A 23,456-nucleotide genomic window follows, 5' to 3' on the forward strand; every position below is an offset into this window, starting at 1 on the left:
AGAGAAGGGTACGCGGGGAGGACTTGTGAACGAGTCCTCGCTACTCCCGGAGCACGAGCGGTTCGATAGCGAGCGTGCGTTTTGCGACAGAGAGGATACGAAAGAGGTACGACGCGAAAAGCAGGAAGGGCAGGAGAGTGACAGAGAGAGCCGCACCGACGACGAGCGTGATGTGTTCGACGCCGAGCGTCGCCCCCGGGGCAGTCGCCGGACCGACGACGGCGATCATCAGGCCCGCAACGACGGTGGCGGGAATCGCCGCGTAGAGGATCATCTGGGAGAGGTCGATCAGTCCCCACTGGAAATACAGCGTCTTCACGTGTTCACGGGCTGGCCCGAACATCGAGAGCGCGGTTTTGAGGTCTTCGAAGCGAGCGATGTCGCCGTCACTGAGACGCTCGCCGTACTCCGCTTCGAGGTGCTCGATGCGGGCAATTTTCCACCCGTAGTTGAAATCGAGCGCCGCGGAGAGCACGTCGAACGTGCCGAACTCGGCTCCCGCGAGTGCGGAACTGACCTCCGCCGCGTTCTCGACGACGCCGTCGGCGAAGGACCTGATCTCGTCGTGGGCGTCGGTCGAACGCGGTAGACTCAGTTCGTCGCGGAGGGTAGTGCTTTTGGTTGCCGTCGCGTCGACCAGAGCAGCGAGGAAATCACCGGGATCGGCAGGACTCGGGCGACCGGTGAGATCCTCGGTGAACTCGCGGAACTCCATCGCGTTGTCCATGCGCTCGCGCTGGTCACCGAGCGGTCCCGTCTCCTGTGCCAACACGAGTTGGCCGATGGAGACGACGAGCGTAGTGCCGGTGAGAACGACGCTGAGCATCGTCGCGAACATCGTATCGATCATGTCGCCGCCGCTGAGTTGCTGGAGAAAGAGAGACTCGAACAGTGTCGTGACGAGGACGAAAGCGAGGAAGATAGCGAGTGCGAACCCCGCCGTAACGGCGAATCGATTCGCTCGGAACAGTACGGCAGACTTGACGCGGCTGATCCCGATCCGGTTGCCGATCGTATTCGATGGGGTCGTGCCGCTCTCGTCGCTCACGTCCGCTCACCTGTCTCCGCCGGCCGCCGGAAGACGAGATACTTCGTCCCGCCACCGGTGTAATCGATGGTGTCGACGAACTCCCAGCCATCCCGTCCGTACTCGTTCAACAGTGCTTTTGGGTCGGTTGCCTCCTTTTTTGTCTCGTCCCGTTCCGGACGACACGTCTCGTACTCCCATCGCGTCGGGCGTGAGTGTCCCATACTGTGTCGTTCACCTTCATCGGACGAGTCTCTACCGGAACGCTCCTCACTGTCTTTATTTTCGGCTATCTCGTCTGTGTACTGAGCGAGGGTCTTCAGAGCACCGACTGTGGGTCTGTCGAGCGCGTCCGCCACAGTTGCGGAGACACTCCCCGGCGGTGTGGGCGGGTCACGGGATAGTGACTCTGCCATCGTGTTAGCCAACAGACACCACATCTGAATAGCTGTATTGGTTGGATATCCCTCGGCAGTTCAGGACCGAACGATCCCGGGGATCTCCCGAGAGAGGTGCCTGTCACTCGCATCCGATTCCCGTGTCAATTCATACCAACGAGGGCAATAATGACAGATTCTGCACAAATATTAAGTCAATTGTTTCGTAGTAATACATGTCATGCGCGCAGCAGTCCTACGAGAGTACGGGGAACCGCTCGAAATTTCGGACGTGGAACGGCCCGAGCCAGCAGACGACGGGGCAGTTGTCGAGGTCGAGGCCTGTGGGGTCTGTCGGAGTGACTGGCACGGCTGGAAGGGGGACTGGGACTGGGTCGACGCCAAACCGCCGCGCGGCCAGATCCTCGGTCACGAACCCGCCGGCCGCGTCGTCGAGGTCGGCGACGACGTCGAACGGGTCGAAGAAGGCCAGCGTGTCGCCGTTCCCTTCAACCTCTCAGACGGTGCCTGTCAGGAGTGTCGCAACGGCAACTCGAACGTCTGTGAGAACGTCGTGCCGCTGGGATTCGCGGAGGCCGCACCCGGGGCCTTCGCCGAGGAACTCCACGTGCCCACAGCCGACATGAACGCCGTCCCGCTGCCGGACGGGGTCGATCCCGTAGACATGGCGGGACTGGGCTGTCGGTTCATGACCGCGTTCCACGGCCTGGCCCACCGCGCCGATCTGGGTGCGGGCGACTGGGTCGCCGTCCACGGCTGTGGCGGCGTCGGACTCTCGGCGGTCCACATCGCCAACGCGCTGGGGGCCAACGTCATCGCCGTCGACCTGATCGACGAGAAACTGGAGAAGGCCGAAGAGCTGGGGGCCGACGAGACGGTCAACGTCAACGACACCGAGAACGTGCCGGAGGCCGTCCAGGCGCTGGCCGGCAACGGCGCGGACGTGTCCGTCGACGCGCTGGGGGTCGCCGACACCTGTCGGAACTCGATTCTCTCGCTGGGTCGGAAGGGCCAGCACGTCCAGATCGGCCTGACGACACAGGAAGAGCAGGGGATGGTCGCCGTCCCGACCGATGCCATGGTGATGCAGGAAATCGAGTTCATCGGCTCTTTCGGCATGCAGCCGACCCGCTACGACGAGATCTTCCGGATGGTCGAGCGCGGGCGACTCAATCCCAGTGCCGTCGTCTCCGAGACGATCGATCTCGACGCCGTCCCCGAGACGATCGCCTCGATGGACGACTTCCAGACCGTCGGGATCCCCGTCTGCAACGAGTTCGCCTGAAACGGCACTCCCGAATACGTCTTTTATTCACGAGCGCGGCCCGCGAGCCACGAACCCACGCCGACGGCGCCAGCGACGGCGCTCGGAATCCCGAGTCCGGGGCCGTTTGCGGAGTCTGACGCCGCCTCTCCGGTCGTCGGTTCGGTCGGCTGTTCAGCGGTCTGTGACTGTGAACTATCGGGGTCGGCGCTCTCGCCGGTGATCGCGCTGACGGTCCCTGCCTCAGTTGCGGCGTAGAGACTGCCTCCGGCGACAGCCGGCGAGGCAGTGATCGACCCGTCGAGTTCGACCCGCCACCGTTCGCTGCCGTCGTCCACCGCGAGCGCGCGGAGAATACTGTCATCGTCACCGACGTAGACCTGGGTTTCAGTTACCGCCGGCGAGGACTGGACCCGGCCGACGGCGTCGTTCGTCCACTGTTCGGTGCCGTCAGCCGTCGACAAGGCGTAGACCGTCCCGTTCGCGGTCCCGGCGTAGACGGCGTCGTCGGTGACTGCAGGCGACCCCGACACGGGGCCGTCGGTCTCGACGGACCACTGTTCGGTGCCGTCGGAAGTCGACAGTGCCGTCATCGTCCCGGTCAGGCCCCCGACGCAGAGTTGTCCGCCAGCAATCGCAGGTGCACTCTTGATCGGAATGTCGAGTGGGGTCGACCACCGCTCGGTTCCGTCTGCGGTAGCGAGTGCGTAGACCGTCACGTTCAGGGCGATTCCGCGGACGCACACGCTGTCGGTCGACGTACCCGATACCGGTGGCGGCGTCGCCGTGGGAAAAGCGTCAGATCCGAGACCGGAAGACGTGTCGGCGACCTACGAGGCGGGGACGGCCGTGGAGGTGACCGCACACGCGGCCGTCGGTCACGAGTTCGTCCGCTGGGAGGGAGACTATCCGAGTGGAGAACGAGCGAGTCGGTCCCTCTCGGTCACGGTCGACTCGGAGACGACGCTCTCGCCGGTGTTCAGAGAGAGCGACGGTGAGCAGACGATCGTCGCGTACGATCCGCAGGACGAGCGCTTCGACAACTACACCGTCGACCGGACGCCCGACGCGTCCTTCGACTCGGCGTCGGCGGAGCTTCCGGACGGGGTGACGTGGAGCGACGTTCCGAACCAGTTCCCCGATCGCACGAAGCGGAACGTCTCGGTGACAGCGAGCTATCCGTGGAGCGCGGTTGGGCAACTTACCCACAGTGGTGACGGCTACTGCTCGGCGACCGTCGTCGAGGGCAACCACGTCATCACGGCCGGACACTGCGTGTACACGGACGGTGCGTGGGCGTTCGACAGCGGCTACAGCGACACCATCGAGTTCATCCCGGGACGAAACGGCGGTGAGCGCCCTTTTAGCGAGGAACTTCTCGGGCCGGCAGAGGTGGAGTACATCCAGACCTACGACAAGTGGGTCGACCAGGGCAACCAGGCCTACGACGTGGCCGTACTCACGCTGGACCGAAACCTCGCCAGGGAAACGGGAACGTTCAGTTACGAGGGGCGATCCGCCGACTCCTCGTTCTACGGGAGCGAGTTCGACTACACGCAGCTCCACACGACGGGATATCCCGCTCGGGAGGCACCGTACGTCAGCAGCGACGGGACCGCACAGTGGGACCTCGACACGGCCGGACAGGGGACGGATATTCTGCAGTCGGGAGATTGCCGCCTAAACAACATGTGCCACAAGATTGCAACCGGCCAGGCGACGAACGAACTCCTGTATCCGGGCAACAGCGGCGGACCGGTGTGGACGACCGACGACCGGAATCGACCGACGCTGGTTTCGGTCGTCTCCTCGGGCCCGGAGATACTCGATTCGATCTCCGACGGAATAGCGGTTCGGCTCTCTCGGGACAAGTACAGCGACATCGGGAAGATGATTCGGCGGGGGAACTCCGTCGACCTGCAACCGGTCGCCAACCTGACGGCCGAATCGACGACAGTCAGTTTCGGTGAGCCTGTCGCTCTCGACGCCGGCACGTCTCTCGCCCCCGACGAACCGATCGAATCCTACGAATGGGATTTCAACACCGTCTCTGGCGACGGTACCGACACGACGACAGCGACGCCACAAGTCACGCACACCTACGGACCGGACTGGCCGCTGGTGACAGCCGAGGTGACGGTCGTCAGCAGCGACGGCGACACGGATACCGCGACCCTGACGATACGGCAGTCCGAGAAGTCGGTCGATCTATCCCAACTGCACGTCTCGGTGGATAATGCGACCGAGTGCGGCCTGACCTGCCGGGAGATCGACGCGACGATCGAGAACCCGACCGACAGCACGATCACGAATCTGACAGCGAATGCCTCCATCAGCGCCGGCGGCGAACAGGTCTGGAGCGACGAGCGGACGCTCGAAGAGATCCCACCGGGAACGACGCCGTACAACGCGACCGTCGACCTCGACACGGACGGGGCGAGTACCGTGATCGACAACGACGGCGAGGTAACCGTCAGAATCGAAGTGACGGCAGGCGGGCAGAGTCGGACGTTCGTCTTCGAGCGCGAGGTGCTCTGAGCACGACTTGCGGCGGACAGAATGGAACCGCACGGCGACCGGTTTCGATATTAGCGCCGGTGTTCGTGCGATCAAACGGACGACGTACTGAGAGGGTCTGAGCTGTGAGTTACGGGGGTCAGTATTCGATGTCGAGGTCCAGGCCCTCGCTCAACAAAGCGCGTATTCTTCCCGCACTCTCGGCTCGGACGAATGGATTCCGATCGGGAGATCGTTTTCGGATCGTATGCGATGCAATCGCATCGGTGAGTGGCTCCGCACCGGCAGCGACGTACCCGATTGGAAGGTCAAACGTGTCAATCAACCTCGCGATATTCCGTGAGTACGTCTTCGATATTTCTCGATAGGCAGCCCGTTTGTCCTCGGTGTTGTTGCTGTGAGGGAGCTCCCAGATATCCGGGTCGTAATGGATGATATGTGCCAGGATGACGTAGTCGACGCCGGTCTGCAGAAGGGCCAACGCCTGGTCTAATCCAGCGTAGAATCCGCCCTCTGCCTGCCACTCTTGGCCCCCATTCTCGTCGGGGACGGTAGCCAATCGAGTCTTCGGAAGTACGTTCCCAGCACCGCTCTGATACGCGAAGTGTTTCACCTCGACACCGACGAGCGGTCCAGTCCGCCGGGAGCCATCGACCGGGCCGAATAGAAGATCGATATCCGGTTGGAGCGGATGACCGTAGTGGCCCACAATCTCCTCCGGTTTCCACATGCCAGTCTGCTCGGAGTTCAGTTCCCAGAGGTTGACTCGTGGAGTAACCCACAGTTCGTGTTGATCGAGGCGGTCGACGAACCCGTCGACAATTGTCTCCTCTCGAATCTCGTCTGACGGCGGAGGGGAACCGTCGTATATTTTCTGCGGTGAACGGTTAACAAAGAGATCGAAAAATCGTTCAAGAGGGGTGCGCTTCATTACCACCTGATTGCTCGTACGTTCATTGTAATATAATTTTATGAAATGAAGTTTGAACTATCTCACGGCATCGTATTGAGATACTTCAAACTGGAGGTTGAATGAGTTCGGTCGCAACGACAGGCATCCAGTGTCCCGTAGCACTCCTGACTGTGAGCTATTCACACGGCTGAATAGTTCAACTTTCGAGCCCGGTGCTTCCGCGCTCGTCCATCATAGCGGTCGCGCGATCAGCCCAGCCACCGTAGCGGAACCCGACGGCAACGACGAGAAACGACCACGTGTAGTAGCCGAAGATCCCGACGTAGAAGCCAACGACTCCCCAGCCCAAGACGACAGCGGTCACGTAAGATAGTCCCAAATAGAATCCCAACAGCCCTGTCGTCCGGGCAACGAGTGGTGTCATGGTATCACTGCCGCCCTGCAACGCGCCGGCGAGCAACACGAAAAGTACGGTGAACGGTGCGGTAAGTCCGTAGACGGCCGCAAAACCAATCGCTGGCCCGATGGTAGCCGGATCGTCGGTGAACAGACGGACGATTGGATCCGCGAAGACTGCGAGTACGAGCCCGCTCGTTCCGACGGTCATCAAGCCGAGCAGCGCAGTCGCCCAGCCCTCAAACCGAGCGCGGTCGGCATCCCCGTCACCGAGCGCTTGCCCGACGACGATACTCGCGCCGGTCCGGAAGCCACGGGACAGCGGACTCGTCACCTGCTGGTAGATCCGCCGTCCGATCTGATAAGCGGCGTTGACTTCTGTACCAAACGCGAGTAACAGCGCATTGAACGGAAACTCGACAATCGTCGTGAACAGTCCTTCGGCGACTTTCGGCGCAGAGACGACGAGCAACTGCTTTACGATGACGAACCGCTGTGGACGGACATAGCCGGCGCTCGTATATCCGGTCGCCAGGAGTCCCAGAAACACGGTCGCAGTGAACACGTTGCCGATCGCGGTGGCGAGGCCGACGCCGATAATTTCCAGACGGGGAGCACCGAACAACCCCAACCCTAAGATTAGCGAGAGCCCGATATTGAGGCCGTTAGAGACGAGGTTGACGTACATCGGCGTCCGGGTGTCGCCGGTCCCCTGCAACGCTCGTGCCCCGATCAGCGCCACGTGTCGGGCCGGCGATGTCGCGAAAATAATCGCTAGATAGCTCCCGCCAAGCGACGCCACATCAGCCATGTTCTCGTCTTCCGTGAGGACGCCCAAGATCCCGATCGCTTCCTCGCCGAGGGTCAGTCCGAACGCGACCATCGGGAGTCCGGTAAGTACGCCGATGACGAGCGCCTGCGTGATAGCCTCGTCTCGGAGTTCGGTCGCCCCGCTGCTGGTGTCCTGACTCGACAGTGCGATGGCACCGGCGCCGAGTCCCAAACCGATCCGGAGTGGGATACGGGCGTAGAGATCAGCCAAACCGACCGCTGCGACCGCCAGCGGGGAGAACAGAGCCGTCACGAACACGTCCGTCGTCCGCATGAGCGTCCGCGAGACCTGTTCGACCATCACCGGCCACGACAGCCCCCCGACGCGCTTCCAGACCGCCAGTAGTCGCGTGCCGTCGAACTCCACGCACGTCTTTCCACGAAGGAGCTACTTCAGTTCCCGGATGGCGGCGATACGGTCGGGGATGAGACGCGGTGGTTGTCCGCTCCCGGCGGGCGAATGTACTGTCACCCTCCGTCAGCACGACCAGCAGACAATCTCGCCGCTGGCGCCTCCCAACCCCCGGTCCCTATCAGGCGCAGGCGACTTCGGGTCGCATCACGTACCCGATTGGGTCCATCCGGCGGAAGAAGCGGTAAAGATACAGCCAAGCCGAGTCCTTTTGTTGTGCGTCATTGTCTAACAAGGAATGAGAGCTGTTCGATACCACGATTGCGGCGAGGTGAACGTGCTTCGGGTCGAAGACTGTGAGCGTCCTGAGCCGGCACACGACGAGGTCCTCGTCGAGATGCGTGCAGCGAGTATCAACCCCATAGACGCAATACTCCGCGAACAGGGAGCGCCCCGGCTGCCGAAAACGACCGGGTCGGACATCGCCGGTGTCGTCGCCGCGGCGGGTGCTGACGTAGACAATCACGAGGAGGGCGACCGGGTGTTCGCGACTGGCCTGCACGTCGGTCGATTCGGGGGTGGATCCTTCGCCGACTTCGCTGTCGTTCCGACGGATCTGCTCGCTCCGCTCCCCGATGGCGTCGACTTCGAGGAGGGTGCTGCCGTCGCCCTCGTCGGTGTCACCGTCTGGCGGGCGATGGTTCACCACGCTCACTTGGAGCCCGGGGCGACGGCGTTCATACACGGAGGCAACGGTGGCGTGGGACACGTGGCTGTCGGGTTCGCCGCTGCGCTAGGGGCTACGCCCGTCGCGACGGCCCGCCCGGAGTATCACGACGCCGTCCGGGGGCTGGGTGCAGCGGCGGTCATAGACTACACGCGTGATGATTTGACCGAGGCGGCTGTCGAGGCGACGGGGGGCGCAGACCTCGTTCTCGACGCGTTGCCTGGGACGTACTTCGATACGGACGTTGCGGTCGCAGGATTCGGCGGGGACGTGTCCGTCCTCGCGGGTGACGAGGCGACACTCTCAGACGTGCCAGCAGCGCGGTCGAAAGAGCTCGACATCCACATGATGAGCATGTCGAATCTCGCCACCCACCCGGACGCCCCGGATATCGGGCCGATTCTCGACCGGCTCGGACGACTCGTGGCGGAGGACCGCCTCGAAGTGGTCATCGACCGCACCTATCCGTTAGAGGACGCGGCACAGGCCCATCGAGCGATCATGGAAGAGAGCTTCCTCGGCAAAATCGTTCTCACTCCCTGAACTCGCCTTTCGTCCGCCTTGGCTCCGGAGACTATCTACTCCGTTGGTGGTTCAGCTCATGTCTCCTCTCCGTCCGAAACAGTTCTTTAACACACATTTTGATAAGAGGCATGCGAGATGTGGGCCAGAGGACGGCCGGTGAGAGAGCGTCTAGTCAACTGCCCCGCGCACGGTGGCGCGGGGAATCCGCCTCGCTACCTAGTTTGAATTCCCGCGCGGGACTTAGAGCGTGTGTCCAGCGGCCGGAGAAACATTATGCTCGCACGACCTATGCGATTGCATGAGACCAGCCGTTCACGGAATTCACCACGTTACCGGCATCGTACGGGATGGGCAATCAAACGTCGATTTCTACAGCGACGCGCTCGGTCTTCGGTTCGTGAAACGGACAGTCGACTTCGAGGATCGATTCTCTTATCACCTCCACTACGGCGATGCGACCGGGTCGGCCGGTTCCGTCCTGACGTTTTTTCCGTTCCTCGACGAAGCCGACGGTCGCGTCGGTCGTCCACAGATCGCGTCTACGGCTCTGGCTGTTCCGGACCAGTCGCTTGACTACTGGCGCAGTCGACTCGAAGATCGTGGGGCGGTCGTTGGCTCGATAGACCGTCGCTTCGACGAGCGCGCGCTGTCCGTCCACGACCCCGACGGAACGCATATTGAACTCGTGGCGGGAACGGGCCACGCCGAACCGTGGGACGGATCGGTGCCGCCGGAACACGGAATCCGGGGTGTCGCCGGCGTGTCGGTCTTGTCGGCAAGTCCCTATATCACTGCCAGTATCCTGGAGACGTTCGGCTTCACCCGCGGCGGTCAGGACGGCACCCGGGTTCGATATCGGACCGGTCGCGGTGTCGTCGATATTCTCGACCGAGATACAGAGTACGGTCGAGAGGGCGCGGGAACGATCCACCACGTTGCGTTCGGTGTCGACGACGTAGACGCGTTGCATGCGTGGCGTGAAACGCTCGCTGGCCGTGACGACGTGCGCGTCTCGTACGTGCACGACCGGGACTACTATCACTCGCTGTACGTCCGCGACGCTGGCGGCATCCTCTTCGAACTCGCTACCGAACCGATCGAGATGACGGCAGGCGATCCGTCCCCAGGCGAGCACCTGTATCTTCCCTCGCAGTTCGAGGAGGACCGCGAGACGATCGAGTCCCAACTCCCCCGGATCGAACTACCGTGACCCGTATCGACCCACACGCAGACGAGTCAATCGCGACTGCGGGTGCGCCACCGCAGGCCGCCCGGGCAGGTGTCGTCATACTGCACGGCCGCGGAGATTCACCAGCAGGTATCCTCCGGTTAGTCGACGACATCTATCGTCGGGGCGTCCACTACGTCGCGCCGGCGGCTGCCGGACGGGTCTGGTATCCCGGGGAGTTCACCGATCCGTTGACCGACCGCCGGAACGCCTATCTCGACTCGGCACTCGGCCAGGTTGCGACCGCCCTCGATCTGATCCGCGAGACCGGCGTCTCTCCGGACAAGGTCGTGTTCGTGGGCTTCTCACAGGGGGCTGCCGTCGCGCTGGAGTTCGTCACACGTCGAGCCCGCCGGTACGGAGGGATTGCAGCGCTCGCAGGTGGGTTGCTCGGGCCGACTGCCACTCTCACGCCACGTGAGGGGTGTCTCGAAGGGACTCCTTCGTTCTGTGGGGTCGGTGCGGACGACCCACACGTGTCCACGGCCCACGTCGAAGCCAGCGTCGATATCCTCGCCGCGATGGGTGCCGAGACGACCACTGAGACGTATCCGGAAGTTGGGCACGCCATCAACGATGGAGAGATATCGGCAATCAACCGTCTGATAGCGGCAGTTTCACCCGAGTAGCCTATCGATCCGGTGCTGCGGTCTGATTCGCATCTCACCGAAAGTCGCGGAATCACCCACCGGTTCGGTTGTCGAAGCGACTGGGGTGAATATACGCGATGTCAGGTCATCACACAGTCAGATCTGGAGCAGGCCCTCTGTGAGAGATGGGGCTTACATCTTGTGCGGCGTTCAGGAGATGTATGAATTTCCTGTCACTCTCAGTGGTCAATTCGCAGTGTAAATAGGTGGTCCGCGGTTCGTTGAATTGTCCAATGTAGGCGGTACAACGTGTGTCGAGATGTGTACCCGGGAGAGGGGTCCCAGAATTGCCGCATAAGACGCAGAAGTTGTATCCGGGAACAGGCTATTCGGAGGTCCTCGACCCGTCGGTAGCAGCATAGCAGCCGCAACGGGGAAGCCGACCCACGGCACCTACTGTGAGTGTGGTCCAGGTGGTCGGCTCTTCTGAGTGATTATCGCTCGACCCGGTGCCGTTGTCCGCGGAGAATCAGCAGTGCGCCAGCGATTCCGAGCACCCACTGTAGTACGATAACTGCTTGCCTCCGCTCTGTTCCTTGCCTCTCGTGAACTGCCGTTGCGTAGACGACATAGTAGGTATTATCGGCCTGCACGAGTTCGTTATCGCCTGAGAGTTCGTCGGAGGTCTCGTAAGCCCCGGTCTCGATAGCAGTTCGGACGCCACGTTCAGTCCGTTCCAACGGCGTTGCGACGTCTTCGAGGGCCTCCTCTGTCGAGACGGGCGCAAGTCCGTACCGGACAGTCCCGTCTTCCCGTTCCTCAGTAATCGGTCGGAAGAATCCCTCCTCCCAGATGTGGATATAACTGTATTCACTCTCTAAAAACGGATTTGTGGGTCCGTCGTATGTGATCCCTCCGTTGGCGTGGATAGCTCGCTCGAGAATACAGGCTCGGCTCCAGTCATCGTCGCCAAAACACCCCACATCGGAATCGAGAGGGATCGGATGGGCTGCGTGCGAGTAGGTTCCGTTTTCCGAGAACGAAACCTCCCGTTCCTCAGTAATCGGTCGGAAGAATCCCTCCTCCCAGATGTGGATATAACTGTATTCACTCTCTAAAAACGGATTTGTGGGTCCGTCGTATGTGATCCCTCCGTTGGCGTGGATAGCTCGCTCGAGAATACAGGCTCGGCTCCAGTCATCGTCGCCAAAACACCCCACATCGGAATCGAGAGGGATCGGATGGGCTGCGTGCGAGTAGGTTCCGTTTTCCGAGAACGAAACCTCGGTGGCCTCGTATCGATACCTGTCCGGATCTCCGATATCGAGCGTGCCAACGACGGCCGGATTGAGGAGCAAGAGGAACCCGACGACGATCGCAACCTCACCGCGGAATTGGCTGACGAGGGACCAATCCATATTTGATCGCTCTTTTTGTTGGGAACGAAAAACACGTTCGTTGAGAAATATTTTGTGCCAGTCACGAACGGCACTCCGAACGCTTTCCAGAAACCGGGAGGGCGCCTATCCCTCGGTATGCACCGGAAGTGAGTGACTCGCGGTTTATTCGATAACTCGTAATCGATCAGTACAGAGGGAAGATGCAACAGACGACGGAGCTATCTGTTGCCTGCCCATGTCGGATAGATTCGTGCGAGCAGGCTATTCGAGCGCACCGCACTACATTGATAAGGTGTTGGGGTGAACAGAGCTGGTGTGTCGAGTGAGGACACCACGCTAGACGCGACGACGGCCGTGACGAGCGAGCGTGCCCGCTGGGGGCTGCTCGCGGGCGCAATTCTCATGTCCGTCGCCCTCGGCGCCTACGAGCTGGTCCCGGCGAGCGTGACACCCCTCATTCGGGCGTCGTTGGGTGTTAGCGCGTCGGAAGCCGGCCTCCTCGTCAGCGTCATGTTCGGGACGGCGGTCCTCGCGAGTATTCCCGTCGGAATCGTGCTCGACCGGACGAATTCACGGTACGCCATCGCCGCGGGGGTCGGCTTTCTCCTCGTCGCCGGAGCGTGGGGCTGGCAGGCCGCGACCGCAGGCGCGTACTGGTCGCTCGTCGCCTCACGCGTCCTCGGCGGCGTCGCCTACGTCGTCGTCTGGAACGCGGGCATCGATATCGTCGGGCGGTCGTTCGATCCCGCCAGACAGGGGACAGCAGTGGCGACGTTCACTGCGAGCGGACCGGTCGGGTTCGCCATCGGGCAGGGGACTGGCCCCATCGTCGCCGAACAGTTCGGCTGGCCGGCAATCTTTCCGATCTTCACGGGCATCGCGTGCGTGGGAGTGATTATCTTCTGGCCGATGAGCCGCGGCAGCGGACACGCTACCGGGACCCCAGCGCCGACGCTGACGGACCTCGGTCGTGTCGTCACGAACCGTCGGGTCTGGACAGTCGGCCTCCTCGGCTTTCTCGGCTACGCGCTGTATCTGTTCGTTAACAGCTGGGCCCCGTCGTATCTGACCGAGAACCTGCAGCTGTCGTTGGGGCTTAGCGGCGCGCTTGTCGCCTTGTTTCCGGCCGTCGGCGTACTCTCCCGAGTGACCGGCGGCGTCCTCTCGGATACGCTCTTTGGCGGTCGCCGCCGCCCGGTCGTCCTCCTTTCCTTTCTCGCGGCGACACCCATCGTCGCGGGCTTTACCGCGATTCGGACTGTTCCCGTCGTCGTCGCGGCGCTGCTCGTCGCCGGATTCGCCATCCAGCTCTGTCTCGGCCTCGTCTTCGTGTACGTCCGGGAGCTGGTCGAGCCGGCCGTCGCCGCGACTGCCGTCGCCTTCCTCACGAGCGTCGGCCTGGCGGGGGCGTTTCTCGCACCCATCGCCGCGGGGCGACTCATCGAGGCCTCGAACTACGAGACGGCCTTCCTCGTGGCCGGCGGGCTCGGAGTACTCGGAGTGCTCTTGGCGTGGTACGCGCCGGAGCCGGAGCGAGCGTAACCACGAACACTCTCCAAGGTGGCCACGAGAGGGGTCAGACCACGATCTCCCATCGTCCAGTCGTATGAGCGATAGGTCAGATCACTCTCGGAACGAGAGTCATCTACCTGTATTCCAGAGCGGAGAGTGCAGACGGCTTGATGGGCGGCCGCTTCTGATTAACTGAATCGTGCCACCGCTAGTGTGATCCGCCTCGGGGTCGAGTCCCGAGGCACTTGCTTGCTCCGCCTGTAGGAGTCGGTTCATCTCCATATTGTTCCATATCGGCATAGTTAGTGGCTGTATAGTACGAACCGTGACTCTCCCTGCGTCATCGTGGAGAAACGACGGAAATCCCGGGGGTGTAGCCCCATCGAGATCAGCCTTCCTCCCTCTGTCCACAGACAGTTACGACGGAAACGTGAGGTGGGTGTCCTCTCTCATCGAGGTTTTACTCGTTCGGATTGATCGGCCCTCTGTACTGGGAACGAATCCTCTCTCCCTCCCGTCACTGCCAGTAGTAGTAGCGGTTGTCGTTGATTTCCTCGATCGTGACCGTTGCTTTGGCCGGGACGCCGGAAGATCGTCTGGTTGCTCTTCGACTCCTTCCTGATCTGTCGACTCTTCGAGACGGGACTCTCGTTCCTGGTGGTCGGCGAGCGCTTCAGCGTGGGGCCGACGCTGCCCTCGGAGATGTCGTCGGCGTCGACAATCTCCCGTTGGCGAAACGCCTGGTCGGCGTGCTCAAGGAGGAAGCGATACACCGCACCTTGGGTGGTGTCCGGCGCGAGGTCGGAGAGCGATGGCCCATCCTCGTCGATCGACCAGAACTCGTCTTTCGAGATGGGAATCTCGAGTATTGGTCCGTGTCAGAAAACATCAGATCTTACCGGGGAGATGCTCGACGCGGACCAGAGATGCGGTGTTCGAAGGGTCTCCCCGAGTTCAAGACTCTCTGTGCGGTTCGACGTTCTGTGCTTCCCCGACGGCGGCAGGACACGTCAGAGTGGTCGTGATTACCACTCTAATCACGATCAACTGTGGGTTAGGGTATTACGCCAAATTCAGGGAGAAGAAGAGTGTTGCGGCCCGAATCTGCGATTGTAAACTACATAGTGCTATATCAAACACTTCCTCCCCAGTCGCGAGTTCTTCCTCTCGTCGCCGCGGGTCGAGGAGACGCTTCACCCGGTCGGTGACGCAGGTCTGCTCGTCAGCTATTGCCAATGTTCCGTTGGCGTCGACGTGATCGAATTCTCAGTGTGGATTGGTCACGGCGGTCGAGTCGGAGACGCCGGCTTCCCTTTCGGTAATAAGTTGTTCGTACTTAATCCGGTTTCTGGCCTGTGTGCCGCTATGAGGATTCAGCTCCACCACGACAGCCAGTGGGTACGTAATGGGGATACGATGGTCGCCGGAAGCGCGTTCGTCGACGGGGAACAGCTATCCGCCGAGGACTTGGCGGACCGAGTCTCGAAAACTGAAAGCGAGGACGAATTGCGTCGAGTTCTCTCCCGGGGCAACGGGTTCTTCTCCGTTATTCATCAGACTGAGGCGGCGACGTTCGCCGCCGTCGATCACGTCCGGAGTTGGCCGCTCTACTACGCTGTCACCGACGACGTGTACGTGAGCGATTCTGCCGAGTGGGTTCACGATGCCGGCGCCAGTCGTGGCTACGACCCCATCGCCGCGACCGAGTATCTGTTTTGCTGTTTCGTCTCCGGAAAGGACACGCTCAGTAGAGATGTCAAGCAACTTCGAGCCGGCGAACTCGTGCGGTTTGACGACTCCGAGCCCGGCGTTCAGAGCGGGCGATACTTCGTCCACAGCCCGACCGAGAGTACGACTTCGATCGACATGGACGAACTGGACGAGGTGGTCGAAGGCGCAGTCGGTCGATTAATCGACCGGGCCGACGGACGGACGATTCTGCTCGGCCTCTCCGGCGGGTATGATTCCAGGATAATCGCTCTCATGCTCCATCGGCTGGGATACGAGAACGTCGTAGCGTACACGACCCAAGCGGCCGCATCGGGTTCGGAGAACGTCGAAACAGCGCGGTCGCTGGCGGACGACCTAGACTTCGAGCATATCACCGTGACGAGCGGAGCAGCCGATTACGGACGGATCGACGGCTCCGCGCAGATGAAACTGGTCGAGGATATCGGCTATCTCTCGGAGTATCCCAGCATCAACAAGGTCATCCAGCGGCGGAAACTGGAGGCGGGCGGGATCGATCCGGAAGAGGTCGTTCACGTACTGGGTCACCAGTTATTGGGCGCAGGCACGTTTCTCCCGGCCTGGGTTCGAGAGCAACACACGCTCAGCAGAGCGGAGTTCACCGACCTCCTCTGGAGTCTGCACTACTCACATTGGGAGGCCTCCTCCAGGACGCAGTGGCGGGAGTTGTTCGAGAGTCGAATGGTAGACCAGATTCCCGCGAGCCTCTATCACTCGGGGACTGTAGAGCCGACTCCCGCTGCCATGCGCGGCATCGAACAGTGGTACTGGCAGGAGCGTCTGCCGAAGTTCATCACGATCCGTCGAGAGTACGAGTATCTCGGATTCGATATGTGGTACCCACTGCTGGACAAGGAGTTGTTTTCGTTCTTCCAGCGGTCTGATCACAGAGACCGCGTAGAGAAGCGAGCGCTGAAGGAGTACGCGGCACGTCTCGACAGGGAGGTACGTGGCGTTCGGCTACGCGACGAACTCGGGGGCGATGGATCTTCACAGTCGCCGGCAAATCTGCTCTGGAACCAGATCGTTCGCCTCGTCCACGCGCTACCGGACCCGGCGACGGAAGCGATCCGTCGCCGCTACAACGAGTACCGGAGCCAGGATCTCTATCACACAGATCCCCGTTACAGGATCGTCTCTGAGGAGACCTTCGACTCGTTTTCGTTCGCGAACGTCGACGACAACGCATTGCACAGGACGCTCCTGTATCTCTACCTCTACGAGAACGGGTATTTCACACTGCCGGGATCGACGGAACTCGACCGGGCAGTCGGGCGTGCCGGTAAGAGCGGATAGTTGCGGGCGAGACACCGCCTCACGGAGTGTGAGCCACACTCCGTTCGGGGCGTGCAGTCAGGAGTGTCTACTGAGTGATGAGAGGTACGAGTTCAACGGTTAGTGAAATTTACCCTCGGCTTTGAGCGTTTCGTAGTGGTCCATATCCCGGTGTTCGAACACTTCTGCCGGGTGTCCCCCAGCGATCGCCCCTTTCGGGATATCCTGCGTGACGACCGATCCCGCCTGGATGATTGCGCCTTCTCCGATCGAGACCCCAGGGAGCACAGTGACATCGATACCTAGCCAGACGTTGTCTCCGATCTCGACACTCTCCGTGACGAACGTATCGTCGTACGGGATCGCTTCTCCGTCGTCGTAGTTGTGATTCTCCGTGATTATCTCACACCCCGATCCCGCGTGGAAATTATCCCCGATCGTAACTCGGCCCTCACCACGAACCTGGATACCGATAAGATGGACGTTGTCCCCGAGTACCGTCTTCGAGTTCACCGTCTTTTCGTTGTCGAACATGAGTTGGAGTCCGGGGCCGACCTGTTCCGCAGTCTCTTCGATCTGTCGTCGGTAGTAGCGGTTCTTCGCCCACACGTAGTACCGATCCAGATACTGTTCTTTGACTCCGAACACCTGTACGAGTAAACTGTCGACTTTGAGGAATGATACGAGCCGTGTCAAGACCCCCGGCATTTAAATGAGACACGACGTACGTCCGAGGCAAAAGTATTGTCCACATAAAGATTCAGGAAAGAGTGATTAGTCCATCACGCCGTTTTCTCGTGGTTAAACCGTCCTGGTCCGACAAACCGACGAGTACAGGCGCGTGGGACACCTGATACTGGTATGGTCGAACGGTCAGGGCAGTTTCGCGTCTACCGAGTCGTCGAATCTGTGCCGCACATCAATCTCCAGGGTGTCGGAGATCCGACACTGTACACCGTCTACGAGTCGGGATACGGCGGTCTGCAATCGACTGTCGACGAACTGGACACCGGCGATCTCGTCGAGGCAACACTGGCGGGAGATCCGGAGGCGGACGACGAACCCTGGCGGCTGGTCGACGTCGAGAGAGTGGGTGGGGTGACGATGGACTTCGCCGTCGACGTCGACCCTCCGGAGGTAGCTGTCGACCTCTGGGAACCCGAGCTCTCGACGCCGCGTTGTGCCGTCCTGACGGAGGACAGTAACCGAGTCGGGGCCTGTTGCGTCCAGCCGAGGGAGCCGCTCCCGAGCGGTGCGTTCGTCCCGAACGTACTGGCCGGTCTACTGCCGCTGGAGGATCAGCTGTCTTCGATCCCGGGAGTCGAGAAGCCAGCGGCTGAAGCGCTATTTCTCGATCCCGATCCCCCGGAATCGGGCACGTATTCGCATCCGTACGGGGTTGTGCTGCTGTTCACCCACGAGGCTGGCGAACTTCCTGATCGCTTCAGGGAGGCGTATGACTGTCCTCTTATGAGGGACACGCGGCCAGATTTCGATCCGTATAACCTCTGAATTGCCTGATTCGCGGTTTCGATCGAGGGTTGCAGCCGACCGTCGGCCAGAGGAGTCGACCGTCGATCCGATTTTGAACGACCGCTACTGCGCCAGCAGATGGTTAGATTAGACACATAGGTGTATTTCCTGTATTACACTGTTATCCGAGGCATCTACCTAAGACACTTATCTAAGACACAGATATAAGATAGATATCTTAGAGACGTATATAAGACACTGAGGAAAGACACATGTCAAAGTTGTCTGACGTACTTACTTATGGAACTAACACGGAGACATTGGTATGCTATCGTATACGATTTACAGCGAAGCAGGGGGTGTCGGGAAGACGTCCCTGGCAGCCAACCTCGCTGTGGCGCACGCACGAGCGGGGCTCGATCCACTCGTTGTCCCACTCGATCCCCAGGACGGAGACCTGTCGCGGCTGATGGGCGTCGACGAGGATCGAGCGGACAGCAATGCGGATAATCTCGTCAGGCACATGGTGAACAGCCCCAAAGGCTCCTTCGACGGGCTCGTACGGTCGTCGGAGGGTGTCGATATCGTCCCGGAGCACAACATGCTCGCGGATCTGTCCTCACATCTGAGTCGGGAGCAGAGCAAAGCGGAGGACCTCGGGGACGCGTACAATCTCTACGCGCAACTGCAGCGTGTGTTGCGGGATGGCAACGTGAGCGAAAAATACGACGTGTTGATCTGCGATCCGCCGGCGACCGAGTCGGATCACCTGTACAATGCGATCTACGCGACGCGAAATCTAGTGATCCCGGTCGAACCGTCGTGGAAGGGTCAGGCGTCGATCGAAGGGCTGGCGAACCTGGCGAGCAACTTCGCCGAGCAGTTGAGTATCGACGTTGGGGTGCTCGGAGCGGTCCCGATGGGCGTGAAAAACACCAGCGATCAGCGCGAGATGGTCGAACAGATCGAGTTCCCGACACCGGAGGTGATCGGAGATCGGACATCGCTGATGGAGGGGTGCTGGAAACAGCAGTGTTCCGCGTTCAAGTACGTTCGCGAGCACCGCTCGCGGCGACGCGATTACGAGGTCGAGACGCTGGCGCAGTTCGACCGTCTAGCTCGGTTTTTCGAGGAGGAAGCCGGGGTTACAGCGCCACATCCCCCCGAACCCGGTGCACTGGAGGAGATAGCATGACCGGGTTCAAATCTGGAGCCAGCGACGACGATCCCCTGGCCGCTGACGACGAGACGACCGAGGAATCACAACGCGAGCGAGCGACAGGCAGAGCACAGAGCACGCCTGCCGAAGAGGAGTCGTCGGATATCGAGTCCTCGACGGAACAGACCAGCGAGGCGAGAAGGGAGGGGCTTCCCTGGATCTACAGCCGCAACAGTATCACGGACGGTCGTGCGAAGACCGTGCAGCTACACCTCCAGGAATCGACGCTGACGAGAGAGCGCGAGGCTCGCACCGAAGTTCCGATCGACGAGACAGTCAACAAGGCCGATCTGCGGGAAGCAGCGTATCTCGTCGGGTTACAGCACCTCGATGAAGTCGGGTCGGTACTGCGCGAATGGGGGTACGACCTCGACTGAGGAGCGATTCCAGTAGAGAGTGGCACGATTTCGTATGACGGAGCGAGCTCGAGACTACACGCCTTCTTCGGAATACGCTCCGATGTGTTCGGCCAGATTGCGGTAGTCTTCGTCGAGGTCGTCGAGTAAGTTCTCATCAGCAGTGTATGCGGTTGTGTCGAGCTTCTGAGCGAGGGCGATGTATGCAGCATCGTAAAGCGTGATATCGAGATCAGTTGCAATTTTTGCAACAGGTCCAACTTTGGCGAAGGGAACGAGCTCAATCCCGTATTCCGAGAGGGATTGCGAGGCTGCTTCGAGACGCTCTCCCTCGTAGTGACCACTGTATCTGAGCGCGTTCACCGCTTCAAATGGCATGAGAGCCGGGGCAGCCAGGTCACACTCCCCGTCCAAATACGCATCACGGAGTGCACGAGCGTGTTCGTGATGCCGTTCAGGGATATACCACTTGACGACGACACTCGTATCAACCACAATCTTGGACATCAGTCGGAATCAGCCCCATGACGCTTGTCCCGCCACTCACGGATGGTCTCCGCTGTATTTCTGTCCTTGACTTCCGCTTCGTCGATCCCACTGCTTAGTCGCTCGCTCGTGGCCACCGCGTGAGCAACGCTACGTGACTCTAACTGTTCAATCTCCTCTTCAATGTTGGCTCTGATTACAGCACTCCAGTTGATTTCGGGGTGATCGTCCATCTTCTCTTTTAACTCATCGGGCACTCGGAGACTGACGGTCGCCATGATGTATTATTTGTATTACTAAGTTATAAATAGTACGGTGGCCGACGCGGCTCTTCTCATATAACGAGAGCATGGTACTGTCGACTGATTGGTGAACGCGAGGGGATAGTCCAAGTTGATGGACGAGCAGCAATCGACTCGGTGGTGAGTCGGTCAGGGGGGGTGGTGAGGCGACTACTTCGTCGACGCGTCGGTTCGTTCATCGAGAAACTGCTCTGCCCGCTGGCGACCGAGTTCGATCAGCTCTTCGATGAACTCCGGATCGCGGTCGAGTTTCGTCGAACAGTGGTACCGCCGGTCCATCCCGATGCGACAGATATCTGTCTGAGAGAACTCTGCGGCCGGAAGCTTTCCTGTCTCGACCCACTCGTTGACCCGCTCGATGAAGCGCAATTCCTGGTTGAGTGATATGTTTCCGGACAGTTCGTTGCGGCGGTCGGCGATTGCATCGAGCGTCTGGGGCTCCTCGTCCAGTTCCTGTGGGTTGATCTGGATGATCCAGAGTTCGTCTGGCTTCCGCTCGGGGGGTTGGTGCATGAGGTCGTTGATCGGCGGGTTCTGTGAGAACAGCCCGTCCCAGTGGAAATGTCCGTTTATTTCGACTGCCTCGAAGAGATTCGGGACGGCGGCGGAGGCCAGGACGGCCTTGACCGTGACGTCCTCGTTGGTGAACGTCTCGAATACCCCAGCGTTGATATTGACCGTGCCGACGACGAGTTCCGGCTCGTCGGGCAGGCAGTGCTCGGGAATTGCGTCGAAATCGACGTGCGCTTCGAGGATCTCTCTGATTCGTTTCTTGCCGAGTTCCGAACCGAGCGTCTGGTACGGACTGACCTGCGGGAACGGCATCCCGGCGCTCTGGAGTCGGCTGAGGGTTTTCAGCCAACTGTTCGTCGTGCGCTCGGCGTAGCCGTCAGCAGCGATGTCCGCCCAGATATCGGTCACGACTTCCGCAGCGTCGTCCTCGTCGCCGGTCACGAGTCCGTACCACGCCGCGAGGGCGTTGAACGCGCCGCCGGAGGTGCCGCTGATCCCGACGAGTTCGTACTGATCGTCCCAGTTCTCGAAGAGGTGTTCGAGTACGCCAGCAGTGAAGGCGGTGTGACTGCCGCCACCCTGGCAGGCGATTGCGACGTTCGTCTGCTCGGTCATCGATATGCCTCGGCAACTGTCATTGGTACGTGTGCGTGTACCCGCCGTCCCAGAGCATGTCCGCCCCGTTGAGGTGTTTGCCGTGCCGAGAGAACCCGAAAGTGAACAGGTTCGCGACTTCGGCGGGAGTCATCATCTCCTTCGTCCTCGCTTGGCCGAGCATCACGTCCTCGATGACTTCGCGTTTCGAGATACCGCGCTGTTCGGCGGTGTCTTCGATCTGATTGATCATCAGCGGCGTCAGAACGTATCCGACCGAAACCGAGAAGCCTCGCAACGTCCCGCCTCCCTCGGCCGCGATGGCTCGTGTGAGACCGGTGATCGCGTGCTTTGCGGTGATGTACGCCGCCTTGCGCTCGGTCGCGTAGTGACCGTGGACCGAGGACATGTTCGCGATGGCTCCGACGCCGTCGTCAGTCTCCTCGATGTGGGGAATCGCTTTCTGCGCGGTGAGAAACGGCGCTCGGACCATGATGTCCTGGAGAAGGTCGTACTTCTCCATCGGGAACTCGGCGATAGAGTCGATGTGTTGCATTCCGGCGATGTTCGCGACGTATCGGAGGGTTCCGTACTCCGCTGCCGTCTCGACAACTGCCCCGATATCGTCGTCGTTAGTGAGGTCCGTCTCGACGGCTTCGACGGTGCCGTCCGCACCGAGATCGTCGGCGATGTCCCGAGTCTCTTCGAGCCCTGTTTCGTCGATGTCGGCACCGACGACAGTGAGGCCGTTCACCGCGAGAGCTACCGCCGTTGCCTGTCCGATACCCGAAGCCGCGCCGGTCACGAGTGCGATATTCTCCTCGGTAAACCGCGAATCATCGACGACGAGCAGGTCGTCGCGACGAAGCTCCGGAGGGGTCAGATCGAAATTATCGTCCGTCACGCGTAGACCGTATGCCGCCGACCGTCTTAACAGTGAGTTAGTGACACGAACGATACGTAGTAGGATGAGTTCCAGATCCGGTATCTTTGGTGGGTGGTGGCCGCGTCGAGATAGAGGAGCAGACGGTGGTACCCGGAATCGGCATCATCACTGCGGGCGAGGAAAGTGGGAGGTGGGGAGTCCCGAGACACACACACCACGTTTCCGGTGAAACGGAGAATCCTGGCAACGCGAGATAGAAATCTGATTGGTTCTGTTGACAACCACATATAAAGAAATGAATGTAAACCAATGTCCTGGCTATTTCCAGTTAGCTTAGTTCGTTTACTACTAGACTAACGTAGACTAGCACTAGATTGATATGGTGATAATACGTGGACATCGTTGAACAGTGTGTGCAGAGGAAACTCGCATCTCTTCTCCTGCTTCCTACTCAGCTCTTCTTCTCCCTTTAGAACTCCTCTCTGTCCCTTTCTCACTTCTCGCTCTCCCTACCTTTCTCTCTTCGTCCTATGCTTTTGGCCCGATCAGACTCTCTCTTTTCACATCCAAGTTCACATCTAAGCCGTGTACTTGTCACTACAGCATCATCATTTCACAATATGATTTATGTAGTCCTTTTTTATTCCACTTATATACGCATTTTTAACAGACAGCACTCTATTCTGACTGATCTCTGGAGACACTCACGGTACAAACAACTCATCACGCTCTTCGGTATCGGCACTGTACGCTCTAATCAGACCGTTTCCAACCGGATTTCCTCTGAAAAAGTTGTGAACTCCTCCCCCGGTTCTCTAGTATAAATACACCCCTGCCAAACCCCCGTTTCTCCTGGAGTAGAAGACGTGCTTTTCCCCGTTTCACCGGAAACGTGGTGTGTGTGTCTCGGGGGAAGGATAAAG

General features: G+C 60.3%; 21 protein-coding genes. 10 read left to right on the forward strand and 11 right to left on the reverse strand.

Annotation, left to right across the window (positions count from 1 at the left end; translation table 11 throughout):
• Nucleotides 1-40 precede the first annotated feature (40 nt).
• Nucleotides 41-1,048: a hypothetical protein gene (locus tag GRX03_RS15590; protein ID WP_233739997.1), complete on the reverse strand. Its 1,008-nt coding sequence runs from the start codon at nt 1,046-1,048 to the stop codon at nt 41-43.
• Nucleotides 1,045-1,251, reverse strand: coding sequence for a DUF4177 domain-containing protein (locus GRX03_RS15595; protein ID WP_159765249.1), 207 nt, complete (start codon nt 1,249-1,251; stop codon nt 1,045-1,047). The genes GRX03_RS15590 and GRX03_RS15595 overlap by 4 nt, the downstream gene beginning before the upstream one ends.
• Nucleotides 1,252-1,645: 394 nt before the next feature.
• Here GRX03_RS15595 and GRX03_RS15600 point away from each other — a divergent pair, with 394 nt between their 5' ends.
• Entirely contained in the window at nt 1,646-2,710 is a 1,065-nt protein-coding gene (locus GRX03_RS15600) for a zinc-dependent alcohol dehydrogenase family protein (RefSeq protein WP_159765251.1), read from the forward strand.
• 23 nt (nt 2,711-2,733) lie between these two features.
• Here the strand turns inward: GRX03_RS15600 and GRX03_RS15605 are convergent, their stop codons facing one another.
• Nucleotides 2,734-3,435, reverse strand: coding sequence for an outer membrane protein assembly factor BamB family protein (locus GRX03_RS15605; RefSeq protein ID WP_159765253.1), 702 nt, complete (start codon nt 3,433-3,435; stop codon nt 2,734-2,736).
• 40 nt (nt 3,436-3,475) lie between these two features.
• Between GRX03_RS15605 and GRX03_RS15610 the strand changes: the two genes are divergently transcribed.
• Nucleotides 3,476-5,227 carry a trypsin-like serine peptidase gene (locus GRX03_RS15610; protein WP_159765255.1) on the forward strand — a complete coding sequence of 584 codons (1,752 nt, stop codon included), beginning with the start codon at nt 3,476-3,478 and terminating at the stop codon, nt 5,225-5,227.
• A 118-nt stretch (nt 5,228-5,345) separates the two neighbouring features.
• On the opposite strand, the gene GRX03_RS15615 is transcribed toward GRX03_RS15610, so the two are convergent.
• Both GRX03_RS15615 and GRX03_RS15620 read right to left on the reverse strand, forming a co-directional pair.
• Nucleotides 5,346-6,137, reverse strand: a complete 792-nt coding sequence (locus GRX03_RS15615; RefSeq protein WP_159765257.1) for a hypothetical protein — start codon at nt 6,135-6,137, stop codon at nt 5,346-5,348.
• A 178-nt stretch (nt 6,138-6,315) separates the two neighbouring features.
• Nucleotides 6,316-7,647 (reverse strand): MATE family efflux transporter, encoded by a 1,332-nt coding sequence (locus tag GRX03_RS15620; RefSeq protein WP_159765293.1) that lies wholly within the window; start codon nt 7,645-7,647, stop codon nt 6,316-6,318.
• Between the two features lie 349 nt (nt 7,648-7,996).
• Between GRX03_RS15620 and GRX03_RS15625 the strand changes: the two genes are divergently transcribed.
• The 3 genes from GRX03_RS15625 (at nt 7,997) to GRX03_RS15635 (ending at nt 10,807) form a co-directional block, all read left to right on the forward strand.
• Nucleotides 7,997-8,968: a quinone oxidoreductase family protein gene (locus tag GRX03_RS15625; protein WP_159765259.1), complete on the forward strand. Its 972-nt coding sequence runs from the start codon at nt 7,997-7,999 to the stop codon at nt 8,966-8,968.
• 280 nt (nt 8,969-9,248) lie between these two features.
• The gene (locus GRX03_RS15630; protein ID WP_159765261.1) at nt 9,249-10,160 is read left to right on the forward strand and encodes a VOC family protein; all 912 of its coding nucleotides are present in this window, start codon (nt 9,249-9,251) and stop codon (nt 10,158-10,160) included.
• Nucleotides 10,157-10,807, forward strand: coding sequence for an alpha/beta hydrolase (locus GRX03_RS15635; RefSeq protein ID WP_201289262.1), 651 nt, complete (start codon nt 10,157-10,159; stop codon nt 10,805-10,807). The genes GRX03_RS15630 and GRX03_RS15635 overlap by 4 nt, the downstream gene beginning before the upstream one ends.
• A 455-nt stretch (nt 10,808-11,262) precedes the next feature.
• Here the strand turns inward: GRX03_RS15635 and GRX03_RS16625 are convergent, their stop codons facing one another.
• On the reverse strand, nt 11,263-12,186 hold the full coding sequence (locus GRX03_RS16625; RefSeq protein WP_201289263.1) for a hypothetical protein: 924 nt from the start codon (nt 12,184-12,186) through the stop codon (nt 11,263-11,265).
• Nucleotides 12,187-12,483: 297 nt separating this feature from the next.
• On the opposite strand from GRX03_RS16625, the gene GRX03_RS15645 reads away from it, so the two are divergent.
• Entirely contained in the window at nt 12,484-13,710 is a 1,227-nt protein-coding gene (locus GRX03_RS15645; RefSeq protein ID WP_368278570.1) for a nitrate/nitrite transporter, read from the forward strand.
• A gap of 1,335 nt (nt 13,711-15,045) precedes the next feature.
• Nucleotides 15,046-16,725, forward strand: a complete 1,680-nt coding sequence (locus tag GRX03_RS15650) for an asparagine synthase-related protein (protein WP_159765263.1) — start codon at nt 15,046-15,048, stop codon at nt 16,723-16,725.
• Nucleotides 16,726-16,824: 99 nt separating this feature from the next.
• Here the strand turns inward: GRX03_RS15650 and GRX03_RS15655 are convergent, their stop codons facing one another.
• Complete coding sequence (locus tag GRX03_RS15655) at nt 16,825-17,412, reverse strand: acyltransferase (RefSeq protein WP_201289264.1); 588 nt, start codon at nt 17,410-17,412, stop codon at nt 16,825-16,827.
• A gap of 153 nt (nt 17,413-17,565) precedes the next feature.
• On the opposite strand from GRX03_RS15655, the gene GRX03_RS15660 reads away from it, so the two are divergent.
• The 3 genes from GRX03_RS15660 to GRX03_RS15670 all read left to right on the forward strand — a co-directional run bounded on the left by GRX03_RS15660 (nt 17,566) and on the right by GRX03_RS15670 (nt 19,773).
• Nucleotides 17,566-18,216 (forward strand): hypothetical protein, encoded by a 651-nt coding sequence (locus GRX03_RS15660; RefSeq protein WP_159765265.1) that lies wholly within the window; start codon nt 17,566-17,568, stop codon nt 18,214-18,216.
• Nucleotides 18,217-18,502: 286 nt separating this feature from the next.
• Nucleotides 18,503-19,372: a ParA family protein gene (locus GRX03_RS15665; RefSeq protein WP_159765267.1), complete on the forward strand. Its 870-nt coding sequence runs from the start codon at nt 18,503-18,505 to the stop codon at nt 19,370-19,372.
• Nucleotides 19,369-19,773: a hypothetical protein gene (locus GRX03_RS15670; RefSeq protein WP_159765269.1), complete on the forward strand. Its 405-nt coding sequence runs from the start codon at nt 19,369-19,371 to the stop codon at nt 19,771-19,773. Before GRX03_RS15665 ends, GRX03_RS15670 begins: the two co-directional genes overlap by 4 nt.
• Nucleotides 19,774-19,827: 54 nt before the next feature.
• Here the strand turns inward: GRX03_RS15670 and GRX03_RS15675 are convergent, their stop codons facing one another.
• From GRX03_RS15675 to GRX03_RS15690, 4 genes are all read right to left on the reverse strand, one after another.
• A complete protein-coding gene (locus GRX03_RS15675; RefSeq protein ID WP_159765271.1) occupies nt 19,828-20,259 on the reverse strand; it encodes a type II toxin-antitoxin system VapC family toxin in 432 nt (143 codons plus the stop codon).
• Complete coding sequence (locus tag GRX03_RS15680) at nt 20,259-20,516, reverse strand: VapB-type antitoxin (protein WP_159765273.1); 258 nt, start codon at nt 20,514-20,516, stop codon at nt 20,259-20,261. The genes GRX03_RS15675 and GRX03_RS15680 overlap by 1 nt, the downstream gene beginning before the upstream one ends.
• Before the next feature lie 174 nt (nt 20,517-20,690).
• Nucleotides 20,691-21,668 (reverse strand): patatin-like phospholipase family protein, encoded by a 978-nt coding sequence (locus tag GRX03_RS15685; RefSeq protein ID WP_159765275.1) that lies wholly within the window; start codon nt 21,666-21,668, stop codon nt 20,691-20,693.
• 19 nt (nt 21,669-21,687) lie between these two features.
• Nucleotides 21,688-22,551, reverse strand: a complete 864-nt coding sequence (locus GRX03_RS15690; protein ID WP_368278573.1) for an SDR family oxidoreductase — start codon at nt 22,549-22,551, stop codon at nt 21,688-21,690.
• Nucleotides 22,552-23,456: the final 905 nt, after the last annotated feature.

The sequence above is a fragment of the Halovenus carboxidivorans genome (genome assembly GCF_009831575.1).
GTDB lineage: Archaea > Halobacteriota > Halobacteria > Halobacteriales > Haloarculaceae > Halovenus > Halovenus carboxidivorans.

Excerpts from the sequence above, each read along its gene's own strand:
- GRX03_RS15595 (WP_159765249.1), bottom strand. The coding sequence starts at position 1,251 with ATGGGACACTCACGCCCGACGCGATGGGAGTACGAGACGTGTCGTCCG.
- GRX03_RS15600 (WP_159765251.1), top strand. The coding sequence starts at position 1,646 with ATGCGCGCAGCAGTCCTACGAGAGTACGGGGAACCGCTCGAAATTTCG.
- GRX03_RS15615 (WP_159765257.1), bottom strand. The coding sequence starts at position 6,137 with ATGAAGCGCACCCCTCTTGAACGATTTTTCGATCTCTTTGTTAACCGT.
- GRX03_RS15620 (WP_159765293.1), bottom strand. The coding sequence starts at position 7,647 with ATGGTCGAACAGGTCTCGCGGACGCTCATGCGGACGACGGACGTGTTC.
- GRX03_RS15625 (WP_159765259.1), top strand. The coding sequence starts at position 7,997 with ATGAGAGCTGTTCGATACCACGATTGCGGCGAGGTGAACGTGCTTCGG.
- GRX03_RS15630 (WP_159765261.1), top strand. The coding sequence starts at position 9,249 with ATGAGACCAGCCGTTCACGGAATTCACCACGTTACCGGCATCGTACGG.
- GRX03_RS16625 (WP_201289263.1), bottom strand. The coding sequence starts at position 12,186 with ATGGATTGGTCCCTCGTCAGCCAATTCCGCGGTGAGGTTGCGATCGTC.
- GRX03_RS15650 (WP_159765263.1), top strand. The coding sequence starts at position 15,046 with ATGAGGATTCAGCTCCACCACGACAGCCAGTGGGTACGTAATGGGGAT.
- GRX03_RS15655 (WP_201289264.1), bottom strand. The coding sequence starts at position 17,412 with ATGCCGGGGGTCTTGACACGGCTCGTATCATTCCTCAAAGTCGACAGT.
- GRX03_RS15660 (WP_159765265.1), top strand. The coding sequence starts at position 17,566 with ATGGTCGAACGGTCAGGGCAGTTTCGCGTCTACCGAGTCGTCGAATCT.
- GRX03_RS15665 (WP_159765267.1), top strand. The coding sequence starts at position 18,503 with ATGCTATCGTATACGATTTACAGCGAAGCAGGGGGTGTCGGGAAGACG.
- GRX03_RS15670 (WP_159765269.1), top strand. The coding sequence starts at position 19,369 with ATGACCGGGTTCAAATCTGGAGCCAGCGACGACGATCCCCTGGCCGCT.
- GRX03_RS15675 (WP_159765271.1), bottom strand. The coding sequence starts at position 20,259 with ATGTCCAAGATTGTGGTTGATACGAGTGTCGTCGTCAAGTGGTATATC.
- GRX03_RS15680 (WP_159765273.1), bottom strand. The coding sequence starts at position 20,516 with ATGGCGACCGTCAGTCTCCGAGTGCCCGATGAGTTAAAAGAGAAGATG.
- GRX03_RS15685 (WP_159765275.1), bottom strand. The coding sequence starts at position 21,668 with ATGACCGAGCAGACGAACGTCGCAATCGCCTGCCAGGGTGGCGGCAGT.